Source organism: Streptomyces sp. NPDC006691 (assembly GCF_042869955.1).
In the GTDB taxonomy this organism is placed as follows: domain Bacteria; phylum Actinomycetota; class Actinomycetes; order Streptomycetales; family Streptomycetaceae; genus Streptomyces.
This window is the reverse complement of the sequence record NZ_JBIAGW010000003.1, coordinates 325,446-342,868: the sequence shown is the minus strand read 5'-3', so window position 1 is coordinate 342,868 and position 17,423 is coordinate 325,446. Positions and strand designations below refer to the sequence as shown.

Genomic DNA, 17,423 nt, shown 5'->3' with positions numbered 1-17,423 from the left:
GCCGGCGGGTTCGGGACGTAGGACCCTGCCGGACGGCACCGAGAATCCCGGCCGCACCCGGCCGGATCACCGAGGGAGGACGCCGTGGCATCGGCCGAAACGCTGACCGTGCGGACCACGACCGACAGCGCCGACAAGGCGGCGGCGCTCGCCCGCGGCGCCGTGGAGGCGCGCCTGGCCGCGTGCGCGCAGATCGTGGGGCCGGTCCTGTCCGTCTACCACTGGGCGGGCGGCATCGAGACGACCCAGGAGTGGCAGGTCCTCTTCAAGACCACCGCCGCCCGCTACCAGGCCCTCGAACGCCACCTCCTGGCCGCGCACGACTACGAGACCCCCGAGATCATCGCGACCCCGGTGGTGGCCGGAAGCCCCGACTACCTGTCCTGGATCACCGCCGAGACGGTCGCCCGATGACCGGCGCCGCCGAGCCCCCGCTGCCCCTCTTCGTCTACGGCACGCTCCGCCCCGGCGAGCGCTACCACCGGCGCTTCCTGGCCGGCCGTACGCGCTCCGAGCGGCCCGCGCTGCTCACCGGCGCGCTGCTGTACGACGGGCCCGGCTACCCGTACGCGATACCGGGTGACGGCACGGTCACCGGCACCCTCATCGGGCTCGACCCCGCCGTCCACCCCGAACTCCTCGCCGCACTGGACGAGTTGGAGGAGTACGTGGGTCCCGGACATCCCCGCAACCTCTACGACCGGCTGGTGCGCGAGGCGCTCGTCGACGGGAGGCCCGTACGGTCCTGGGTCTACCTCGCCGCACCCCGCCTCGCCCGCGAGCTGCTCGCGGGCGGCACGCCGATCCCCGGCGGCGACTGGCTCACCCGGCGGACCCCGGCCGCCCCACCGGTACCGCCCCCGCCCTGAGGCCGGCCCGGTGTGACCTCAGGAGCCTTCCAGGGCCCGGGCCACCCCGGGCTCCTTCGGGCCGAGGAAGGTGGGGGCCGGCCGGAACACGGCGTCCAGCAGGGCCTTGCCCGCGGCGAAGAGCTCGCGGGTGCCGCCGTAGTACCAGGTCGCGTCGTGCGGGGCGTCGACGCCGACGCCGTAGGAGCGCACGCCCGCGGCCTCGCACAGGGCCACCGCGCGCCGGATGTGGAAGCCCTGGCTGACCAGGACGGCCCGGTCGACGCCGAAGACCTTCTTGGCCCGGACGCAGGAGTCCCAGGTGTCGAACCCCGCGAAATCGCTGACCACGCTCCGGTCCGGGACGCCGTGCCGGACGAGGTAGCCGCGCATCGCGTCCGGCTCGTCGTAGGTGGGGCGGCTGTTGTCGCCGGTGACCAGGATCGCCTTGACCCTGCCCGCCCGGTACAGCCGCACGGCCGCGTCCAGGCGGTCGGCGAGGTAGGGGGAGGGCCGCCCGTCCCGCAGTCCGGCCCCGAACACCACGGCGACCCCGGCGGCGGGGGCGTCGGCGACCGTGCCGACGCGGTCGCCGGTGCTCGTGTACAGCCAGGTGGCGGGGGCGAGCGCGAGCACACACGCGGCGACGAGGCTCCGCAGCAGACGCCGCCGGCCCGCGCGGGTGCGCGGCAGACGCGGTCGCTTCCCTCGGATGCGTGGCACGTGGTCCCCCCGGTGAGCTCCGTCGGTGTACGAGGGGAGGGACGCGGGGGCGTGCGCGCCGGTTCGCCGCAGGGCGCTCGCGTACAGCTCTGTGACACGGCGCTGCCCGACCGGTCCCGGCTCTGCCGCCGGCTCCCGACCGCTGCCGGCTCAGCCGCCGCCTTCCGCGAGGTGCTCGTACGCCAGGGCCCGCACCTGCTCGGCCAGGGCGCGCTGGGCGGGTTCCGCGCGGGCCGCCGCGTCCGCGAGCCGGGTGATGTCGTCGGGCCAGCGGCCGGTGAGGGACGCCGGCGCGCCGACGCGGGCGAAGCCCCGTTCAAGGAGGCCGCGGGCGGTGTCGGGGCGGTCCCGCAGTACGGCCTTGACCGCGGCCACACCGTTGGCGAGGGCGCTCGCGGCGAGCGACCAGTCGGAGTCGGGGTCGGGGCCCGGGCCGGAGTCGGAGTCGGGGTCGGGGTCGGGGCCCGGGTCGGAGTCGGAGTCGGGGGCCGCGGCGCACGGCCGGGCCGCTTCGCCGAGGCCCGTCACGGATGTCGCCCGCACCTCCAGGTCGAGCCGCCAGAAGAGGGGCAACCCGGTGAAGGAGGCGAAGAACAGACGCCGGTCGGGCGCGTCCCGGAGCTCGGGATCGACCCGCAGCGAGGCAAGCGGCCGGATCCCGCCCAGAATCACCGGGACCCGCACCAAGGCCGCGCCGAACCCCGCTTCCGGCACGGTCCAGGCCACGTCGATGTCGCTGTACGCGTCCGCCGTCCCTCGCGCCAGCGAACCCCGCAGCCCGGCGTCCGAGCCGGGGCAGCCGCTGCGCAGGGCGCCGAGAAGCGCGGCGGCGAACGTGCCACGGACAACGGGGTCCAGGGAATCCATGCGCTGCCTCCGCCCGGAGTGGGGAACTTCGAGTCGCCCCGAAGAGTGTCCCGCACGGCTGACCACGCCGACCACGCCCCAAGCCGCCCGCCCGCCCGGGGCGCGGGGAACCGCGCGACAAGCCAGGCACGGTGGGCGGTCGCAGCGTCCGCACCTCGGCGGCGCCGCAAGCAGCCGGCCCCGCGAGCGACCCGTGCCCCCGCCCGCCGCTGTCGACCCGCCCCTCCCGCGAGCCCCACACCTCGCCCGCGCCGACCCCCCCAGCACCGCACCCGCGTCGAACCCCCAGCACCGCGCCCGCGCCGAACGACGACCCACCCGTGAGCCCCCGGCAAGCATCCGCACCCCCCGGCAAGCATCCGCAACCCCCGGCAAGCATCCGCAACCCCCGCGCAACGGCCCGGCAACGTGCGCCCGGCACGATCGGTTCATGACGGAGCCGGAGTTGAGGCAGCCCACTGCGCGAGGCCCGGGGGCGGCGCGGCCGCCCTCGCCGGAGCACACCCTTCCGCCCGACAGCACCGCGCAGCCCGACATCAGCACTGGGCAGCCCGACAGCACCGCGCAGCTCATCAGCACCGCGCAGCTCGTCACCCGCATCACGGTCCAACTGAGCAGTCAGCTCAGCCGCGTACGACTGGACGGAACCCGCACCCCCATGACGCCCACCGCCCGCCCCGCCCTCGTCGCCGTCGCGCACGGCAGTCGCGACCCCGGCGCGCTGCGGACGGTCACCGCGCTCCTGGAGCGGGTGCGCGAACTGCGGCCGGGGCTCGACGTGCGGCTCGGGCACATCGAGATCGACCGGCCGCCCCTGACCGACACCCTGGCCGGACTCTGCGGAGAAGCCGTCCTCGTGCCGCTGCTCCTGGGCCGGGGCCAGCACGTCAAGCACGACATCCCCCGCACCCTCGCCACCGCGGGCCGGCACCTGCGGGCCCGCGTCGCGGCGCCGCTCGGCCCGCACCCGCTGCTCGTCGAGGCGCTGTACGGGCGGCTCGTCGAAGCGGGCTGGCAGCTCGACGCCCGCAGTGTGCGCGGCACCGGAGTCGTCCTCGCGGCGGCCGGATCGCGTGATCCGGACTCGGTGGCCGACACCCGCCGCACCGCGCGTCTGCTCAGCGAGCGGCTCGGCGGGGTGCCGGTGATCCCGGCCTACGCCAGTGCCGCCTCGCCCACCGTGCCCGAGGCACTGCGCGCGCTCGCCGCGCGCGGCCGGCACCGGATCGCGATCGCCTCGTACTTCACCGCCCCGGGACGTTTCGCCGCGCAGAGCGCGGCAAAGGGGCCGTGGATCGCGGGCGCGCCCCTGGGAGCGCATCCGGCCATCGCGCGGCTCGTACTGCACCGTTACGAAGAGGCGCTGACCCACGCCTCGACCCACGCGTCCACCCACGCCTCGACCCACGCGTCCACCCACGCCTCGACCCACGCGTCCGCCTACGCCTCGACCCACGCCTCGACCCACGTGGAGGAACAGGGGCACGATGCGGCGCCGGCACAGCCGAATCCGGCCGGCGACCCCGCCGTGCCCTCCGCACTCGTCTCGGCCTGAGCCGGTCCGCCAGTTCGCCGGTCTGTCCATCCGCCCGTCCGCGATCCCCGACCGGCCCCTGAGCCCACTTGTCGGTGACTCCGTTTACTGTCGGTGCATGGAGTTCTACGCCGAGGCCGACACAGAACGCTGGGCCGCCGAGCCCGACAAGCGGCCTGGCCGCACCGCCTTCCAGCGCGACCGGGCGCGCGTGCTGCACTCGGGGGCGCTGCGCCGCCTGTCCGGCAAGACCCAGGTCGTCACGCCGGGCTCGCGGAGTCAGGCCTGGGACGCCAGCCCCCGTACGCGGCTGACGCACTCCCTCGAATGCGCGCAGGTCGGCCGCGAGTTGGGGGCGGCCCTCGGCTGCGACCCCGATCTCGTCGAAGCGGCCTGCCTCGCCCACGACATGGGCCACCCGCCGTTCGGCCACAACGGCGAGCTGGCGCTCAACGACTTCGCCAAGGACATCGGCGGCTTCGAGGGCAACGCCCAGTCGCTGCGGCTGCTGACCCGGCTCGAACCGAAGCGGTTCGTACGGTCGTCGCAGACCGGGAAGCCGGTCAGCGTGGGCCTCAACCTGACCCGGGCCGCCCTCGACGCCGCCACCAAGTACCCCTGGGCGCGCGGCGGCCACCCCACCGATCCGGCGTCGGTGAAGTTCGGTGTGTACGAGGACGACCTGCCGGTCTTCGGCTGGGTCAGGGAGGGTGCCACGCCCTACGCCAAGTGCTTCGAGGCGCAGGTCATGGACTGGTCGGACGATGTGGCGTATTCGGTCCACGACTTCGAGGACGGCCTGCACGCGGGTCACATCGACCCGGGCGCCCTGGTCTCCGCCGCCGAGCGGGCCGACATCTGGCGCGTCGCCATCGGCCGGTACGTGCCCGAGGGCACCGATCCGCAGGAGCTGACGGAGGCCCTGGAGCGGCTCATCGCGCAGGACTGGTGGCCGCACGGCTACGACGGCTCGGCCGTCTCGCAGGCCGGCCTCAAGGACGCCACCAGCCAGCTCATCGGCCGCTTCTGCCTGGCCGCGGAGAGCGCCACGCGCGCGGCGTTCGGCACCGGGCATCTGACGCGCTACGGCGCGGAGCTGGTGGTGCCGCGGGCGGCCCGCAACGAATGCGCCGTGCTGAAGGCGGTCGCCGACCGCTATGTGATGCAGCGCGACGAGCAGGAGAGGCTCCGCGCCGACCAGCGCGTGGTGCTGGCCGAGCTCGCCGACGCGCTCACCGCCCGGGCCCCCGAAGAGGGGCTCGACCCGCAGTTCCGGGCGCTGTACGACGAGGCGGACGACGACCGTACGAGGAAGCGGGTGATCGTCGATCAGATCGCCTCGCTCACCGACGCGGCGGCCCGCTCGCTGCACTCCAGACTCGTCGTGCACCACCGGTAATCCCGGCCGCCCGCGTGTCCCGGCGGAGCGAGCCCTCTTCCCCCATCACGCTCCGTGCGGGACGCTCGCAGACGGCGGCGCCGCGCAGCAAGCACCGAGGAGGCATCAAGTGGTCGACGCAGATCGGACATTCGTCATTGTCGGAGGCGGACTCGCGGGGGCGAAAGCCGCCGAGACCCTCCGGTCCGAGGGTTTCAACGGGCGGGTGATCCTCATCGGCGACGAGCGCGAGCACCCCTACGAACGCCCGCCGCTGTCCAAGGGGTTCCTGTCCGGCAAGGAGGAGCGCGACAGCGTCTTCGTGCACGAGGTCGCCTGGTACGCGCAGCACGACATCGAGCTGCACCTGGGCCAGACCGTCACCACGATCGACCGCGCGGCCAAGACGGTCCGCCTCGGCGACGGCACCCTGATCCAGTACGACCGGCTGCTGCTTGCCACCGGCGCCGAGCCGCGCCGCCTCGACGTTCCGGGCACCGACCTGGCGGGCGTCCACCACCTGCGGCGGCTGGCCCACTCCGAGCGGCTGCGGCACGTCCTCAAGGCGCTCGGCCGCGACAACGGGCACCTCGTCATCTCGGGCGCAGGCTGGATCGGCCTGGAGGTCGCGGCCGCCGCCCGGGGCTACGGCGCGGAGGTCACGGTCGTCGAGCCGGAGGCCACCCCGCTGCACAACGTGCTGGGTCCCGAGCTCGGCCAGCTCTTCGCCGACCTGCACGCCGAGCACGGCGTCCGCTTCCACTTCGGCGCCCGCCTCACCGAGATCGTCGGCCAGGACGGGATGGTCCTGGCGGCCCGCACCGACGACGGCGAGGAGCACCTGGCGCACGACGTGCTCGCCGCGATCGGCGCCGCCCCGCGCACCTCGCTCGCCGAGAACGCGGGCCTCGCCCTGGCCGACCGGGCGCACGGCGGCGGCATCGCCGTGGACGCCTCGCTGCGCACCTCGGACCCCGACATCTTCGCGGCCGGTGACGTGGCCGCCGTCCACCACCCGCTGCTCGACACCCGGCTGCGCGTCGAGCACTGGGCGAACGCGCTCAACGGCGGCCCGGCCGCCGCCCGGGCGATGCTGGACCAGCACGTGACGTACGACCGCGTGCCGTACTTCTTCTCCGACCAGTACGACCTCGGGCTCGAATACTCGGGGTGGGCGCCGCCCGGCTCCTACGACCAGGTGGTGATCCGGGGCGATGCGGGCAAGCGCGAGTTCATCGCGTTCTGGCTGCAGGACCGGCGGGTCCTGGCGGGGATGAATGTGAACGTGTGGGATGTCACAGAGCCCATCCAGGCCCTGATCCGGGGCGGCGCCCAGGTGGACACCGAGGCGCTCGCCGATCCCTCCGTCGCACTCGACTCCCTGGCACGCCGAGTGTCGTAGCGTCCCCGTAGACTTCATGCGTGGCAGGCAGGATCAACGATGACGACGTGAAGGCGGTACGGGACGCGGTCCCGATCGACGCCGTCGTGTCCGAGTACCTCCAGCTGCGCAACGCGGGGGGCGGCAACCTCAAGGGCCTGTGCCCCTTCCACGACGAGAAGTCCCCGTCCTTCCAGGTCAGCCCGAGCAAGGGTCTCTTCCACTGCTTCGGCTGCCAGGAGGGCGGCGACACGATCGCCTTCGTCCGGAAGATCGACCACCTGTCGTTCTCCGAGGCGGTCGAGCGGCTCGCCGCCACCGCGGGCATCACGCTGCGCTACGAAGAGGGCGGCTACAACCCGTCGAACCAGCGCGGCGAGCGCATCCGCCTCGTCGAGGCGCACAAGGCGGCCGCCCAGTTCTACAGCGAGCAGCTGGGCAGCCCCGAGGCGGAGATCGGCCGCAAGTTCCTTGCCGAGCGCGGCTTCGACCAGGCGGCGGCCGCCCACTTCGGGGTGGGCTACAGCCCGGCCGGCTGGGACCACTTGACGCGTTTCCTGCGCGGCAAGGGCTTCTCCGACAAGGAGCTGCTGACCTCGGGCCTCGCCCAGGAGAGCCGGCGCAATCCCATCGACCGCTTCCGCGGCCGGCTGATGTGGCCGATCCGCGATGTGTCGGGCGAGGTCGTCGGCTTCGGCGCGCGCAAGCTGCGCGACGACGACAACGGCCCCAAGTACCTGAACACGCCCGAGACGCCGATCTACAAGAAGTCGCAGGTCCTGTACGGGATCGACCTGGCGAAGAAGGACATCGCCAAGTCCAGCCGGGCGGTGGTCGTCGAGGGCTACACCGACGTGATGGCCTGCCATCTGGCCGGGGTCACCACCGCGATCGCGACGTGTGGCACGGCCTTCGGCGGCGACCACATCAAGATCCTGCGCCGCCTCCTGATGGACAACGGCTCGGCCCGCGTGATCTTCACCTTCGACGGCGACGCGGCCGGCCAGAAGGCGGCGCTGCGCGCCTTCGAGGACGACCAGAAGTTCGCCGCCGAGACCTACATCGCGATCGCGCCCGACAACATGGACCCGTGCGATCTGCGTCTGGCCAAGGGCGACGAGGCGGTCGCGGACCTAGTCCAACCCCGCACCCCGCTCTTCGAGTTCGCGATCCGGCAGATCGTCGGCCGCTACGACCTGGAGACCCCGGCGGGCCGGGCCGCGGCCCTCGACGAGGCCGCACCCATCGTCGCCCGGATCAAGAACGTGGCGTCCCAGCACGAGGTCGCCGTCCAACTCGCCGGAATCCTCGGCATCCTGGACACCCAGTTCGTGGTGAAGCGCGTCGCCCAGCTCGCCCGCTGGGCCCGCGACCGCGGCGGCAAGGGCCCCGCCCCCGCCGCGGGCCGCCGCCCGCAGTACGAGGACGCGGCCCCGCGCCCCGCCGGGGCCCCCGGCCCCGCCCTGAACCTGCGCAGTCCCGCCCACCGCACCGAACGCGAGCTGCTCAAGCTGGCGTTGCAGCACCCGCACCTGGTGTCCCCGGCGTTCGACGCGTACGGCATCGACGAGTTCACCGCCCCGCCCTACGCGGCGGTGCGCCAGTGCATCCAGGACGCGGGCGGCGCCACCGACGCCCCCTCCGACTACCTGCCGGCCGTCATGGACTCGGCGCCCAACGACGTGGTCCGCGCCCTGGTCACCGAGCTCGCCGTGGAGGCCGTCCACGCCCGCACGGTCGACGAGGCGTACGCGGGGGAGCAGCTGGTGGCCGTGCGCCGCCGGGCCGTCGACCGCCGCCTCCTCGACATCCAGGGCACCCTGGCGCGCCTGGGCCAGCACGGCGACCCGGCCCAACTGGCCGCCGTGCAGAACGAGTTGTGGGTCCTCCAGCAGTACGGCCAGGCCCTGCGCAACAAGGGCGCGGCCGCCCTCTAGAGGCCCCCGGGCGTCCCGGCCGTCCGCGATGGCTCCGCCTCGGAGCCCCACGCCCCAGCGCGATGGCATATCCGTCCGGGTAACCACCCGGTCACGCACCGGCTTCAAAAAGTGGTCGCACGCCCGTCGCGGCGATGCTGTGTCGTACCCCACACTGGGGTGCGGTGCCTGAGTCCTCGGAGCGCGGCCGGCCCACCTTCGGAGGTGGGCACCTCACCCCCGCGGATCCGCTCATCGTGTACGGGACGGAAAGCGGCCCTGCCGCCCCCGTCCCGCTGCCGCACGCCCCCGATCCGGCAGCGATCACCCTGGAGGTCGCCCCCGTGCAGACCCAGACCCTGACCGACAACGACGTCGTCACGGCCGTACCGCCGCAGTCCCGGGCCGAACACCACCCCGAGGCGGAACCTGCCGGGTCGTCGGCGGGCCCGGCGGCCGGACCGGTCCCCGAGGAGGAGGCCCCCGAGCCACCCGAGCCGCGACCGGGCCGGGCGGACACCGGCGGCCCGTCCTCCGACCTCTTCCGCCAGTACCTGCGCGAGATCGGCCGCATCCCGCTGCTCACCGCGGCCGAGGAGGTCGAGCTCGCCCGGCGTGTCGAAGCAGGCCTGTTCGCCGAGGAGAAGCTGAGCAACACGCCCGACCTCGACTCCCAACTCGCTCTGGATCTCGACAAGTTGGTCGTGATGGGGCGGATGGCCAAGCGCCGGCTCATCGAGGCGAACCTGCGCCTGGTGGTGTCCGTCGCCAAGCGGTACGTGGGCCGCGGGCTCACCATGCTCGACCTCGTCCAGGAGGGAAACCTCGGGCTGATCAGGGCGGTCGAGAAGTTCGACTACGCGCGGGGCTACAAGTTCTCGACGTACGCGACCTGGTGGATCCGCCAGGCGATGTCGCGGGCGCTCGCCGACCAGGCCCGCACCATACGGGTGCCCGTCCACGTCGTCGAGCTCATCAACCGGGTGGTGCGCGTCCAGCGCCGGATGCTCCAGGAGCGCGGCTACGAGCCGACCGCCGAGGAGGTCGCGGCCCACCTCGACCTCACCCCCGAGCGGGTCGGCGAGGTGCTGCGCCTGGCTCAGGAACCGGTGTCGCTGCACGCGCCGGTGGGGGAGGAGGACGACGTGGCCCTCGGCGACCTCATCGAGGACGGCGACGCCGCGTCCCCCGTCGAGTCGGCGGCGTTCCTGCTGCTGCGCCAGCACCTGGAGGCCGTGCTCTCCACGCTCGGCGAGCGCGAACGCAAGGTGGTGCAGCTGCGCTACGGGCTCGCGGACGGGCGGCCGCGCACCCTTGAGGAGATAGGCCGGATCTTCGGGGTGACCCGTGAGCGGATCCGGCAGATCGAGTCGAAGACGCTGAACAAGCTGCGCGACCACGCGTTCGCGGATCAGCTGCGGGGTTACCTGGACTGAACGCAAAGGGGCCGGTGCGCTGTGTGCGCACCGGCCCCGACTGCCGTACGGGTCAGTCGACTTCGGCGACCGCCTGGGCGAACTGGGCCGCGTACAGGCGGGCGTACGCTCCCTCCGACGCCAACAGCTCGTCGTGCGTGCCCTGTTCGACGATCGAGCCGTTCTCCATGACCAGGATCACGTCCGCGTCCCGGATCGTGGAGAGCCGGTGCGCGATGACGAACGACGTGCGCCCGTGCGCGAGCCGGGCCATCGCCTTCTGGATCAGCACCTCGGTACGGGTGTCGACCGAGCTCGTCGCCTCGTCGAGGACCAGGATCACCGGGTCGGACAGGAACGCCCGCGCGATGGTGATCAGCTGCTTCTCGCCCGCGCTGACCCCTGTGCCCTCGTCGTCGATGACGGTGTCGTAGCCCTCGGGCAGCGTACGGATGAAGCGGTCCGCGTGGGCCGCCCTCGCCGCCTCCTCGATCTCCTCCCGGGTGACCTCCTTCGCGGCGCCGTACGCGATGTTGTCCGCGATGGAGCCGCCGAACAGCCAGGTGTCCTGGAGCACCATGCCGATGGAGGAGCGCAGTTCCTCGCGGGTCATCCGCGCCGCGTCCACCCCGTCGAGGGTGATCCGCCCGCCGGTGACCTCGTAGAACCGCATGAGCAGGTTGACCAGGGTGGTCTTGCCGGCGCCGGTCGGGCCGACGATCGCGACCGTGTGGCCGGGCTCCACGCTCAGCGAGAGGTCCTCGATGAGCGGCTTCTCCGGCTCGTAGCGGAACGACACGTTCTCCAGCGCGACCGCGCCGCGCAGCACCTCGGGGCGCTCGGGGGACGCGGTGTCGGGGTCCTGCTCCTCCGCGTCGAGCAGCTCGAAGATCCGCTCGGCCGACGCGACACCGGACTGCACCAGGTTCGCCATCGAGGCGACCTGGGTCAGCGGCATCGAGAACTGGCGCGAGTACTGGATGAATGCCTGCACGTCACCGATGGACAGCGAGCCGGTCGCGACCCGCAGACCGCCGACGACCGCCACCAGGACGTAGTTCAGGTTGGAGACGAACATCATCAGGGGCTGCATGACGCCGCTGTTGAACTGCGCCTTGAACGACGCCTCGTACAGCGCGTCGTTCTGCTCGGCGAACGCCTGGGCCGACTCGTTCTGGCGCCCGAACACCTTCACCAGGGCGTGCCCGGTGTACATCTCCTCGATGTGCGCGTTCAGCTTGCCCGTGGACTTCCACTGCTGGACGAACTGCGGCTGCGAGCGCTTGCCGACCTTCGTCGCCACGACGATCGACAGCGGCACCGTGATCAGTGCCACGAGCGCGAGCAGCGGCGAGATCCAGAACATCATCACCAGGACGCCCACGATGGTGAGCAGCGAGTTGATGAGCTGGCCCATCGTCTGCTGCATCGTCTGCGAGATGTTGTCGATGTCATTGGTGGCGCGGCTGAGCACCTCGCCGCGCTTGGCCTTGTCGAAGTACGACAGCGGCAGCCGCGACAGCTTGGTCTGGATGTCCTCGCGCATCCGGAACACGGTCTTGTTGATGGCCCGGTTGGAGAGCCGGGTGGCCACCAGCATCATGAGCCCCGCGCCCACGTACACGGCGAGCGCGGTGAGCAGGACGCTGCCGACGGCGCCGAAGTCGATGCCCTTGCCCGGGGTGAAGTCGACCCCGGAGAGCATGTCGGCGAGGCCGCCCTGGCCGCGGTCGCGCAGGCCCTGGATGGCCTGCGCCTTGCTGATCCCGGCCGGCATCTGCGGGGTCATGCCGATCACACCGGCGAAGACCAGGTCGGTCGCCTTGCCGAGGATCTTCGGCCCGACCACCGAGAGGCCGACGCTGACGACGACCGCGAGCAGCATCACGCTCAGGAGCGCCTTTTCCGGGGCGAGCCGTTTGATCAGCCGCTTTCCGGATTCCTTGAAGTTCAGGGACCGCTGATCGGGGCCGCCGCCCATCATCATGCGTCCACCGGGCCCGCTCATGCCGCCTCAGCCTCCGTCAGCTGGGAGAGCACGATCTCCCGGTACGTCTCGTTGTCGGCCATCAGTTCGTGATGGCGGCCGGTGCCGACGACCCGTCCCTCGTCGAGGACGATGATCCGGTCGGCGTCCCGGATGGTGGAGACCCGCTGGGCGACGATCACGACCGTCGCCTCGGCGGTCTCACGGCCGAGCGCGGAGCGCAGCGCCGCGTCGGTGGCGTAGTCGAGCGCCGAGAAGGAGTCGTCGAACAGGTAGATCTCCGGGCGCTGCACCAGGGTGCGCGCGATCGCGAGCCGCTGGCGCTGACCGCCGGACACGTTCGTGCCGCCCTGCGCGATCGGCGCGTCCAGGCCGCCTTCCAGCTTGCCGACGAACTCCTTGGCCTGGGCGACCTCAAGGGCGTGCCAGAGGTCGTCGTCGCTCGCGTCGGGGTTGCCGTAGCGCAGGTTCGTCGCGACGGTCCCGGAGAAGAGGTAGGGCTTCTGCGGGACGAGGGACACGGTCTTGGCGAGCAGGACCGGGTCCAGGGTGCGGACGTCCTCGCCGTCGACGAGGACCTGCCCGTCGGTGGTGTCGATCAGCCGGGGCACCAGGCTGAGCAGCGTGGACTTGCCGCTGCCGGTCGAGCCGATGATCGCGGTGGTCTCGCCGGGGCGGGCCACCAGGTCCACACCGCGCAGCACCGAGGCCTCGGCGCCGGGGTACTTGAAGTCGGCGCCGCGCACCTCCAGATGGCCGTGCCGGCGCAGTTCGAGCACCGGGGCCTTGGGCGGCACGACACTGGTGTCGGTGCCCAGGACCTCCTCGATGCGCTCGGCGCAGACCTCGGCACGGGGCACCATCATGAACATGAAGGTGGCCATCATGACGGCCATCACGATCTGCATGAGGTACGCCAGGAACGCGGTGAGCTGGCCGATCTGCATGTGGCCGCTGTCGATGCGGTGCGCGCCGAACCAGACGACGGCGACCGAGGAGACGTTCACGACGGTCATGACGGTCGGGAACATCAGTGCCATCAGGCGGCCGGTGGCCAGCGAGACCTCGGTGAGTTCGGTGTTGGCGCCCTTGAAGCGCTCCTGCTCGTACTCGTCGCGCACGAAGGCGCGGATCACGCGGTTGCCGGTGATCTGCTCGCGCAGCACGCGGTTCACGGTGTCCAGGCGGGTCTGCATGGTGCGGAACAGCGGGCGCATCCTGCGCACGATGAGCGAGACGGCGATGCCGAGGACCGGGACGACGGCGAGGAGTACGCCGGACAGCGGCACGTCCTGGCCGAGCGCCATGATGATGCCGCCGACGCACATGATCGGCGCGGACACCATCAGGGTGAACGCCATCAGGACCAGCATCTGGACCTGCTGGACGTCATTGGTGGTGCGGGTGATCAGGGACGGCGCCCCGAAGTGCCCGACCTCGCGGGCGGAGAAGGACTGCACACGCGCGAAGACGGCGGCCCGGACGTCCCGCCCGAGGGCCGCCGCGGTCCTGGCGCCGTAGAAGACGGCGCCGATGTTGCAGAACACCTGGACGAGGCTGATGGCGATCATGATGCCGCCGTGTCCCAGGATGTAACCCGTGTCCCCGTTGACGACACCGTTGTCAATGATGTTCGCGTTCAGGGTGGGCAGATAAAGGGTGGCGCTGGTCTGGAGCAGTTGCAGCAGCACCAGCAGGGCGATCGGTTTCTTGTACGGCCCTAGGTGGGACCGCAGGAGTCGTATGAGCACGCGCAGGCTCTCCGGGTCGGCAAGATCGGGGGTTCGACCCCCCATCTTGCGACACTCCACCCCTGGAAGCTCAAGCGATTATCGACCTGGAGTCAAAAGGAATAGCAAAGAGCGGAGGCCCTGCCCGCGTCAAGCACCCGCGCCGAAGGCCCCGGGGTGGATCTCGTCACGGGTCGCGATGTACTGCTGACGCACCGCCTGCCCGACGGCCAGGTCCTCGCCCGGCTCGAAGACCTGCGCGGAGGCGCCCTGCCAGGCCGGCGGGGTGTGCGCGGCGAGCGTGCCCTGCGCGACGCCGAGCGCCCAGGCCGCCTGCCGGGCCGCGCCCAGGGCCGCGTACTCGGCGGGCTGCGGCACCACGACCTGGGTGCCGAAGAGGGCCGGTGCCACCGCCTGCACGGCGGGCAGTTCGGCGGCGGCGCCGAGCAGGAACACCCGCCGCACCTCGACCCCGCGCCCGCGCAGCACGTCCAGGGCGTCACCGAGCGAGCAGAGCATCCCCTCGAAGGCGGCCCGCGCCAGGTGCTCGGGCTTCATCGACTCGCGGCGAAGACCGGTCAGGGTGCCGGCCGCGTGCGGGAGGCGGGGGGTGCGCTCACCCTCCAGGTAGGGCAGCAGGACCAGACCGCTGGCGCCGGGGGTGGACTTCAGGGCCAGTTCGCCGAGTTCGCCGAGGTCCTCGACGCCGAGCATCTCGGCCGTACCGCGCAGGGCCCGCACGGCGTTGCTCGTATGGACGACGGGCAGATGCATTCCGGTCGCGTCGGCGAAGGACGTAATCATCCCGCTCGGGTCGGCCAGCGCCTCGTGATGCACGGCCATGACCGAGCCCGAGGCGCCGAGCGAGACCACCGCGTCGCCCGCGCCGACGCCGAGCCCGAACGCGGCCGCCATCGTCTCGCCGGTACCGGCCGAGATGAGCAGCCCTTCGGGGGTGGTGCCGGCCGCGTCCGAGGGCCCGAGCACCTCGGGCAGCGCGACCTGGTGGCCGAGCGCGAGTTCCACGAGGTCGGGGCGGTAGAAGCCGGTGGCGGCGGACCAGTACCCGGTGCCGGAGGCGGCGCCGCGGTCGGTGGTGCGCCGGGCGGGCCGGCCGAGCAACTGCCAGACCAGCCAGTCGTGGGCCTGGAGGACGCCTGCGGTGCGCTTGGCCGCCTCCGGCTCGTGCCGCGCCAGCCAGCGCAGTTTGGACACCGCCTGGGCGGCCCGCGGTACGCACCCGACGGCCTGCGCCCAGGCCTCCCGGCTGCCGAGCCCGTCGATGAGATCGGCGGCGGCGACCTGGGCCCGCTTGTCGTTGCCGGTCAGCGCGGCCCGGACCAGGTTGCCCTGGCCGTCCAGCGGTATGAGCCCGTGCTGCTGGGCGGAGACGCCGATGGCCTGGACGCCCTCCAGGAGGCCGCCGGTCGCGGCCTCGCCCAGCGAGAGCAGCCAGGCCTGTGGATCGACCTCCGTCGCCTTGGGTTCGACCGGGTGCGGGGCGTACCCCTGCCGCAGCACGGCACCCGTGTCGGTGTCGCAGACGACGATGCGAGTGAAGGCGGAAGAGCTGTCCAGCCCGGCGACTATCCCCATGGTTGACGATTCTGCCGCACGCGCGGGACTGCTGGGACGGCGGTGGTCGGGATAACGCTGTCGGCCGCCGGGCCCGGGGGCCGCCCGGCCGGGGCAGGGGTGGCCCGTGGGTCAGGTGTTGGTGGTGCCCCAGTCGTCCTCGGTGCCCTGGCCGCGCTCGCGCAGGGAGCGCACCCGGTCGGCGACGGAGGCGGGCACCTTGTCCCCGACCTTGTCGCTCACCGCGTGGAAGGCCTTGCCCGCCACCTGGCGCGAGGTCTGCGCGGCCGACTCGGCGGTGTTGCGCACCGCGGGGTTCTGCGCCACCTGACGTGCGGACTTCTTCAGCTGCTCGTAGCGCTCGCGGCCGGCCTTGGTGCCGAGCACGTATCCGAGGGCCAGTCCGGCGACGAACGTGAGCCGGTATCGCATGGTGGTCACCCTTCCCTAGCGTGTGTGCCGCGCCTACCCGCGCGGCCCCGTGATCACCCAGGGCGGAACCGATTGGCGGAGCACCCCCCTGCTTGCGCTAATGTATGTGTCGCAGCGAACGCACGCCGCCCGGGAGACCCCAGGTGAGTACGTTCGACGCAACGAGACATTCCCCTGTAGCTCAATTGGCAGAGCAGCCGACTGTTAATCGGCAGGTTACTGGTTCGAGTCCAGTCGGGGGAGCTCGGTCTCCTGTAGCTCAATTGGCAGAGCAGCCGGCTGTTAACCGGCAGGTTACTGGTTCGAGTCCAGTCGGGAGAGCAGCGGAAGAGGACCCTTCGGGGTCCTTTTTCGTATCCGGTGGAACCGCGAAGCTCCCCGCGAAGTCCTCATGGGCGTGCGATGCCGACCATCCGAGGCAGGAGATCGTATGAGCGGCTATGCTGCGGCAGACGGCGCGCACAAATGTGCGCGACGCGCCGTTAGGGGCGGTAGCTCAGCCGGTTAGAGCAGCGGACTCATAATCCGTCGGCCGTGGGTTCGAGTCCCACCCGCCCCACCATCGTGTGGCAGAGCAGAAACGTTCTGACCAGGCGTTTGTCTGGTCAGGCGTCAGGTCGCGAGCATCTTGGCGGCCTCCTGCGCTCATGGTTTCACGAGTGTGAGGACAAAATGAGGACGCTGGCCACGCGGCGGCGTTGAAACCCTCGTTCGGCTCAGCCTCGTCCTCATCCGGCGCCTCTTGGGCCACCTCCCGAACACAGGTTTCAGACTCGCCGTGCTCCTCGCTCGCGGAGGTGTTCTTCTGCGGGGTTCGCGGCACGACTGCGCTGGTCGACTCAACTTCGGCGGTCATGAGCTGAGGCAGAACGCTCGTGCAGGTGTCCGACGTGATCTGCCGGAATCCCGTCGGGGTGCGATCCAGTCGGGGTGCAGAGATCGGGGTGCAGAGACCGGTCTCCTGGATTCAGACCCAGCCAGGAGCCGGACAGGCTGATCTCCGCCCAGAGCAGAGCAGCGATCTCGCCGTGCCGGGGGCCACGGACACGGAAGATGAACCCATGCCGCATGCCGTAAAGCCGTCCGTCGCAGATGAAGTCGAGGACGGCGCGGGAGCCACCGCGGGTATGGACGTGGTCGTCCTCTCGCTCACGGCTGTCCGTCGATCATCGAGGCCGGGGCTGTGGCCTACCTGCCCCTAGGCGCGGCGTACGGACGGTCTTAGCGGTCGGCCGCAGCGGAGACTACGACATCCGCCGGCCGCTCGGCAGCATCCGGGGCCCCATGCGACCGGGTCCGCTGCCCCTTTCACGAACGCATGTGGTACCAGCTGATGCTGGCGCTCTACCGCTGCGGCCGCCGGGGCGAGGCCCTGGAGCTGTACGCCGAGGTCAGCGGGATCTTCCGGGGCGAGCTCGGCGTCGACCCCGGCACCGACCTGCGCCGGCTCCACCTCGCGATGCTCCGCACCGACGAGAGCCTCCTCGCGCGCAGCGCCTGACCGCCGTGCGCGCAGGCGCGCCACCGCGACCGCGCCTGCCGCGGACAGCAGGACGCCGAGGGCCGCGCAGAGCGCCACGGTCCCGCCGTACCGGGCCGAGAGGCGCCCGTACGACGCGCCCGCCACGTACCCCGTG

Annotated in this window: 14 protein-coding genes and 3 tRNA genes; 11 read left to right on the top strand and 6 right to left on the bottom strand. The window is 72.1% G+C overall.

The genetic code is table 11. The features are described 5' to 3' along the window. The first annotated feature begins 84 nt into the window (after positions 1–84). A complete protein-coding gene (cutA, locus tag ACFYNP_RS08360; RefSeq protein ID WP_388407742.1) occupies positions 85–414 on the top strand; it encodes a divalent-cation tolerance protein CutA in 330 nt (109 codons plus the stop codon). Continuing rightward, entirely contained in the window at positions 411–869 is a 459-nt protein-coding gene (locus tag ACFYNP_RS08355; protein WP_388783739.1) for a gamma-glutamylcyclotransferase family protein, read from the top strand. The genes cutA and ACFYNP_RS08355 overlap by 4 nt, the downstream gene beginning before the upstream one ends. A gap of 18 nt (positions 870–887) precedes the next feature. On the opposite strand, the gene ACFYNP_RS08350 is transcribed toward ACFYNP_RS08355, so the two are convergent. Both ACFYNP_RS08350 and ACFYNP_RS08345 read right to left on the bottom strand, forming a co-directional pair. Further along, positions 888–1,571 (bottom strand): vancomycin high temperature exclusion protein, encoded by a 684-nt coding sequence (locus ACFYNP_RS08350; protein WP_388783737.1) that lies wholly within the window; start codon positions 1,569–1,571, stop codon positions 888–890. A 150-nt stretch (positions 1,572–1,721) separates the two neighbouring features. Beyond that, a complete protein-coding gene (locus tag ACFYNP_RS08345; RefSeq protein ID WP_388783734.1) occupies positions 1,722–2,438 on the bottom strand; it encodes a hypothetical protein in 717 nt (238 codons plus the stop codon). Between the two features lie 430 nt (positions 2,439–2,868). On the opposite strand from ACFYNP_RS08345, the gene ACFYNP_RS08340 reads away from it, so the two are divergent. The 5 genes from ACFYNP_RS08340 to ACFYNP_RS08320 all read left to right on the top strand — a co-directional run bounded on the left by ACFYNP_RS08340 (position 2,869) and on the right by ACFYNP_RS08320 (position 10,083). After that, positions 2,869–3,993 carry a sirohydrochlorin chelatase gene (locus ACFYNP_RS08340; RefSeq protein ID WP_388783731.1) on the top strand — a complete coding sequence of 375 codons (1,125 nt, stop codon included), beginning with the start codon at positions 2,869–2,871 and terminating at the stop codon, positions 3,991–3,993. A 97-nt stretch (positions 3,994–4,090) separates the two neighbouring features. Further along, entirely contained in the window at positions 4,091–5,371 is a 1,281-nt protein-coding gene (locus ACFYNP_RS08335; RefSeq protein WP_388783729.1) for a deoxyguanosinetriphosphate triphosphohydrolase, read from the top strand. A 109-nt stretch (positions 5,372–5,480) separates the two neighbouring features. Further along, on the top strand, positions 5,481–6,752 hold the full coding sequence (locus ACFYNP_RS08330) for an NAD(P)/FAD-dependent oxidoreductase (RefSeq protein WP_388783727.1): 1,272 nt from the start codon (positions 5,481–5,483) through the stop codon (positions 6,750–6,752). 20 nt (positions 6,753–6,772) lie between these two features. Then, positions 6,773–8,668, top strand: a complete 1,896-nt coding sequence (dnaG, locus tag ACFYNP_RS08325) for a DNA primase (RefSeq protein ID WP_388407757.1) — start codon at positions 6,773–6,775, stop codon at positions 8,666–8,668. Between the two features lie 164 nt (positions 8,669–8,832). Next, a complete protein-coding gene (locus ACFYNP_RS08320) occupies positions 8,833–10,083 on the top strand; it encodes an RNA polymerase sigma factor (RefSeq protein ID WP_388407760.1) in 1,251 nt (416 codons plus the stop codon). A gap of 52 nt (positions 10,084–10,135) precedes the next feature. Here ACFYNP_RS08320 and ACFYNP_RS08315 read toward each other — a convergent pair whose 3' ends face one another. The 4 genes from ACFYNP_RS08315 to ACFYNP_RS08300 form a co-directional block, all read right to left on the bottom strand. Continuing rightward, the gene (locus ACFYNP_RS08315; protein WP_388407775.1) at positions 10,136–12,070 is read right to left on the bottom strand and encodes an ABC transporter ATP-binding protein; all 1,935 of its coding nucleotides are present in this window, start codon (positions 12,068–12,070) and stop codon (positions 10,136–10,138) included. Further along, entirely contained in the window at positions 12,067–13,800 is a 1,734-nt protein-coding gene (locus ACFYNP_RS08310) for an ABC transporter ATP-binding protein (protein ID WP_388407776.1), read from the bottom strand. The genes ACFYNP_RS08315 and ACFYNP_RS08310 overlap by 4 nt, the downstream gene beginning before the upstream one ends. A 129-nt stretch (positions 13,801–13,929) precedes the next feature. After that, positions 13,930–15,375, bottom strand: a complete 1,446-nt coding sequence (locus tag ACFYNP_RS08305; RefSeq protein WP_388783725.1) for an FGGY family carbohydrate kinase — start codon at positions 15,373–15,375, stop codon at positions 13,930–13,932. Positions 15,376–15,486: 111 nt separating this feature from the next. Next, positions 15,487–15,786: a YtxH domain-containing protein gene (locus ACFYNP_RS08300; RefSeq protein ID WP_388408486.1), complete on the bottom strand. Its 300-nt coding sequence runs from the start codon at positions 15,784–15,786 to the stop codon at positions 15,487–15,489. Between the two features lie 170 nt (positions 15,787–15,956). Here ACFYNP_RS08300 and ACFYNP_RS08295 point away from each other — a divergent pair. The 4 genes from ACFYNP_RS08295 to ACFYNP_RS08280 all read left to right on the top strand — a co-directional run bounded on the left by ACFYNP_RS08295 (position 15,957) and on the right by ACFYNP_RS08280 (position 17,287). Further along, a tRNA-Asn gene (locus ACFYNP_RS08295) sits at positions 15,957–16,029 on the top strand. Between the two features lie 5 nt (positions 16,030–16,034). Beyond that, a tRNA-Asn gene (locus tag ACFYNP_RS08290) sits at positions 16,035–16,107 on the top strand. Positions 16,108–16,271: 164 nt separating this feature from the next. Next, a tRNA-Ile gene (locus ACFYNP_RS08285) sits at positions 16,272–16,348 on the top strand. A 756-nt stretch (positions 16,349–17,104) separates the two neighbouring features. Next, positions 17,105–17,287: a BTAD domain-containing putative transcriptional regulator gene (locus tag ACFYNP_RS08280; RefSeq protein ID WP_388784294.1), complete on the top strand. Its 183-nt coding sequence runs from the start codon at positions 17,105–17,107 to the stop codon at positions 17,285–17,287. Positions 17,288–17,423: the final 136 nt, after the last annotated feature.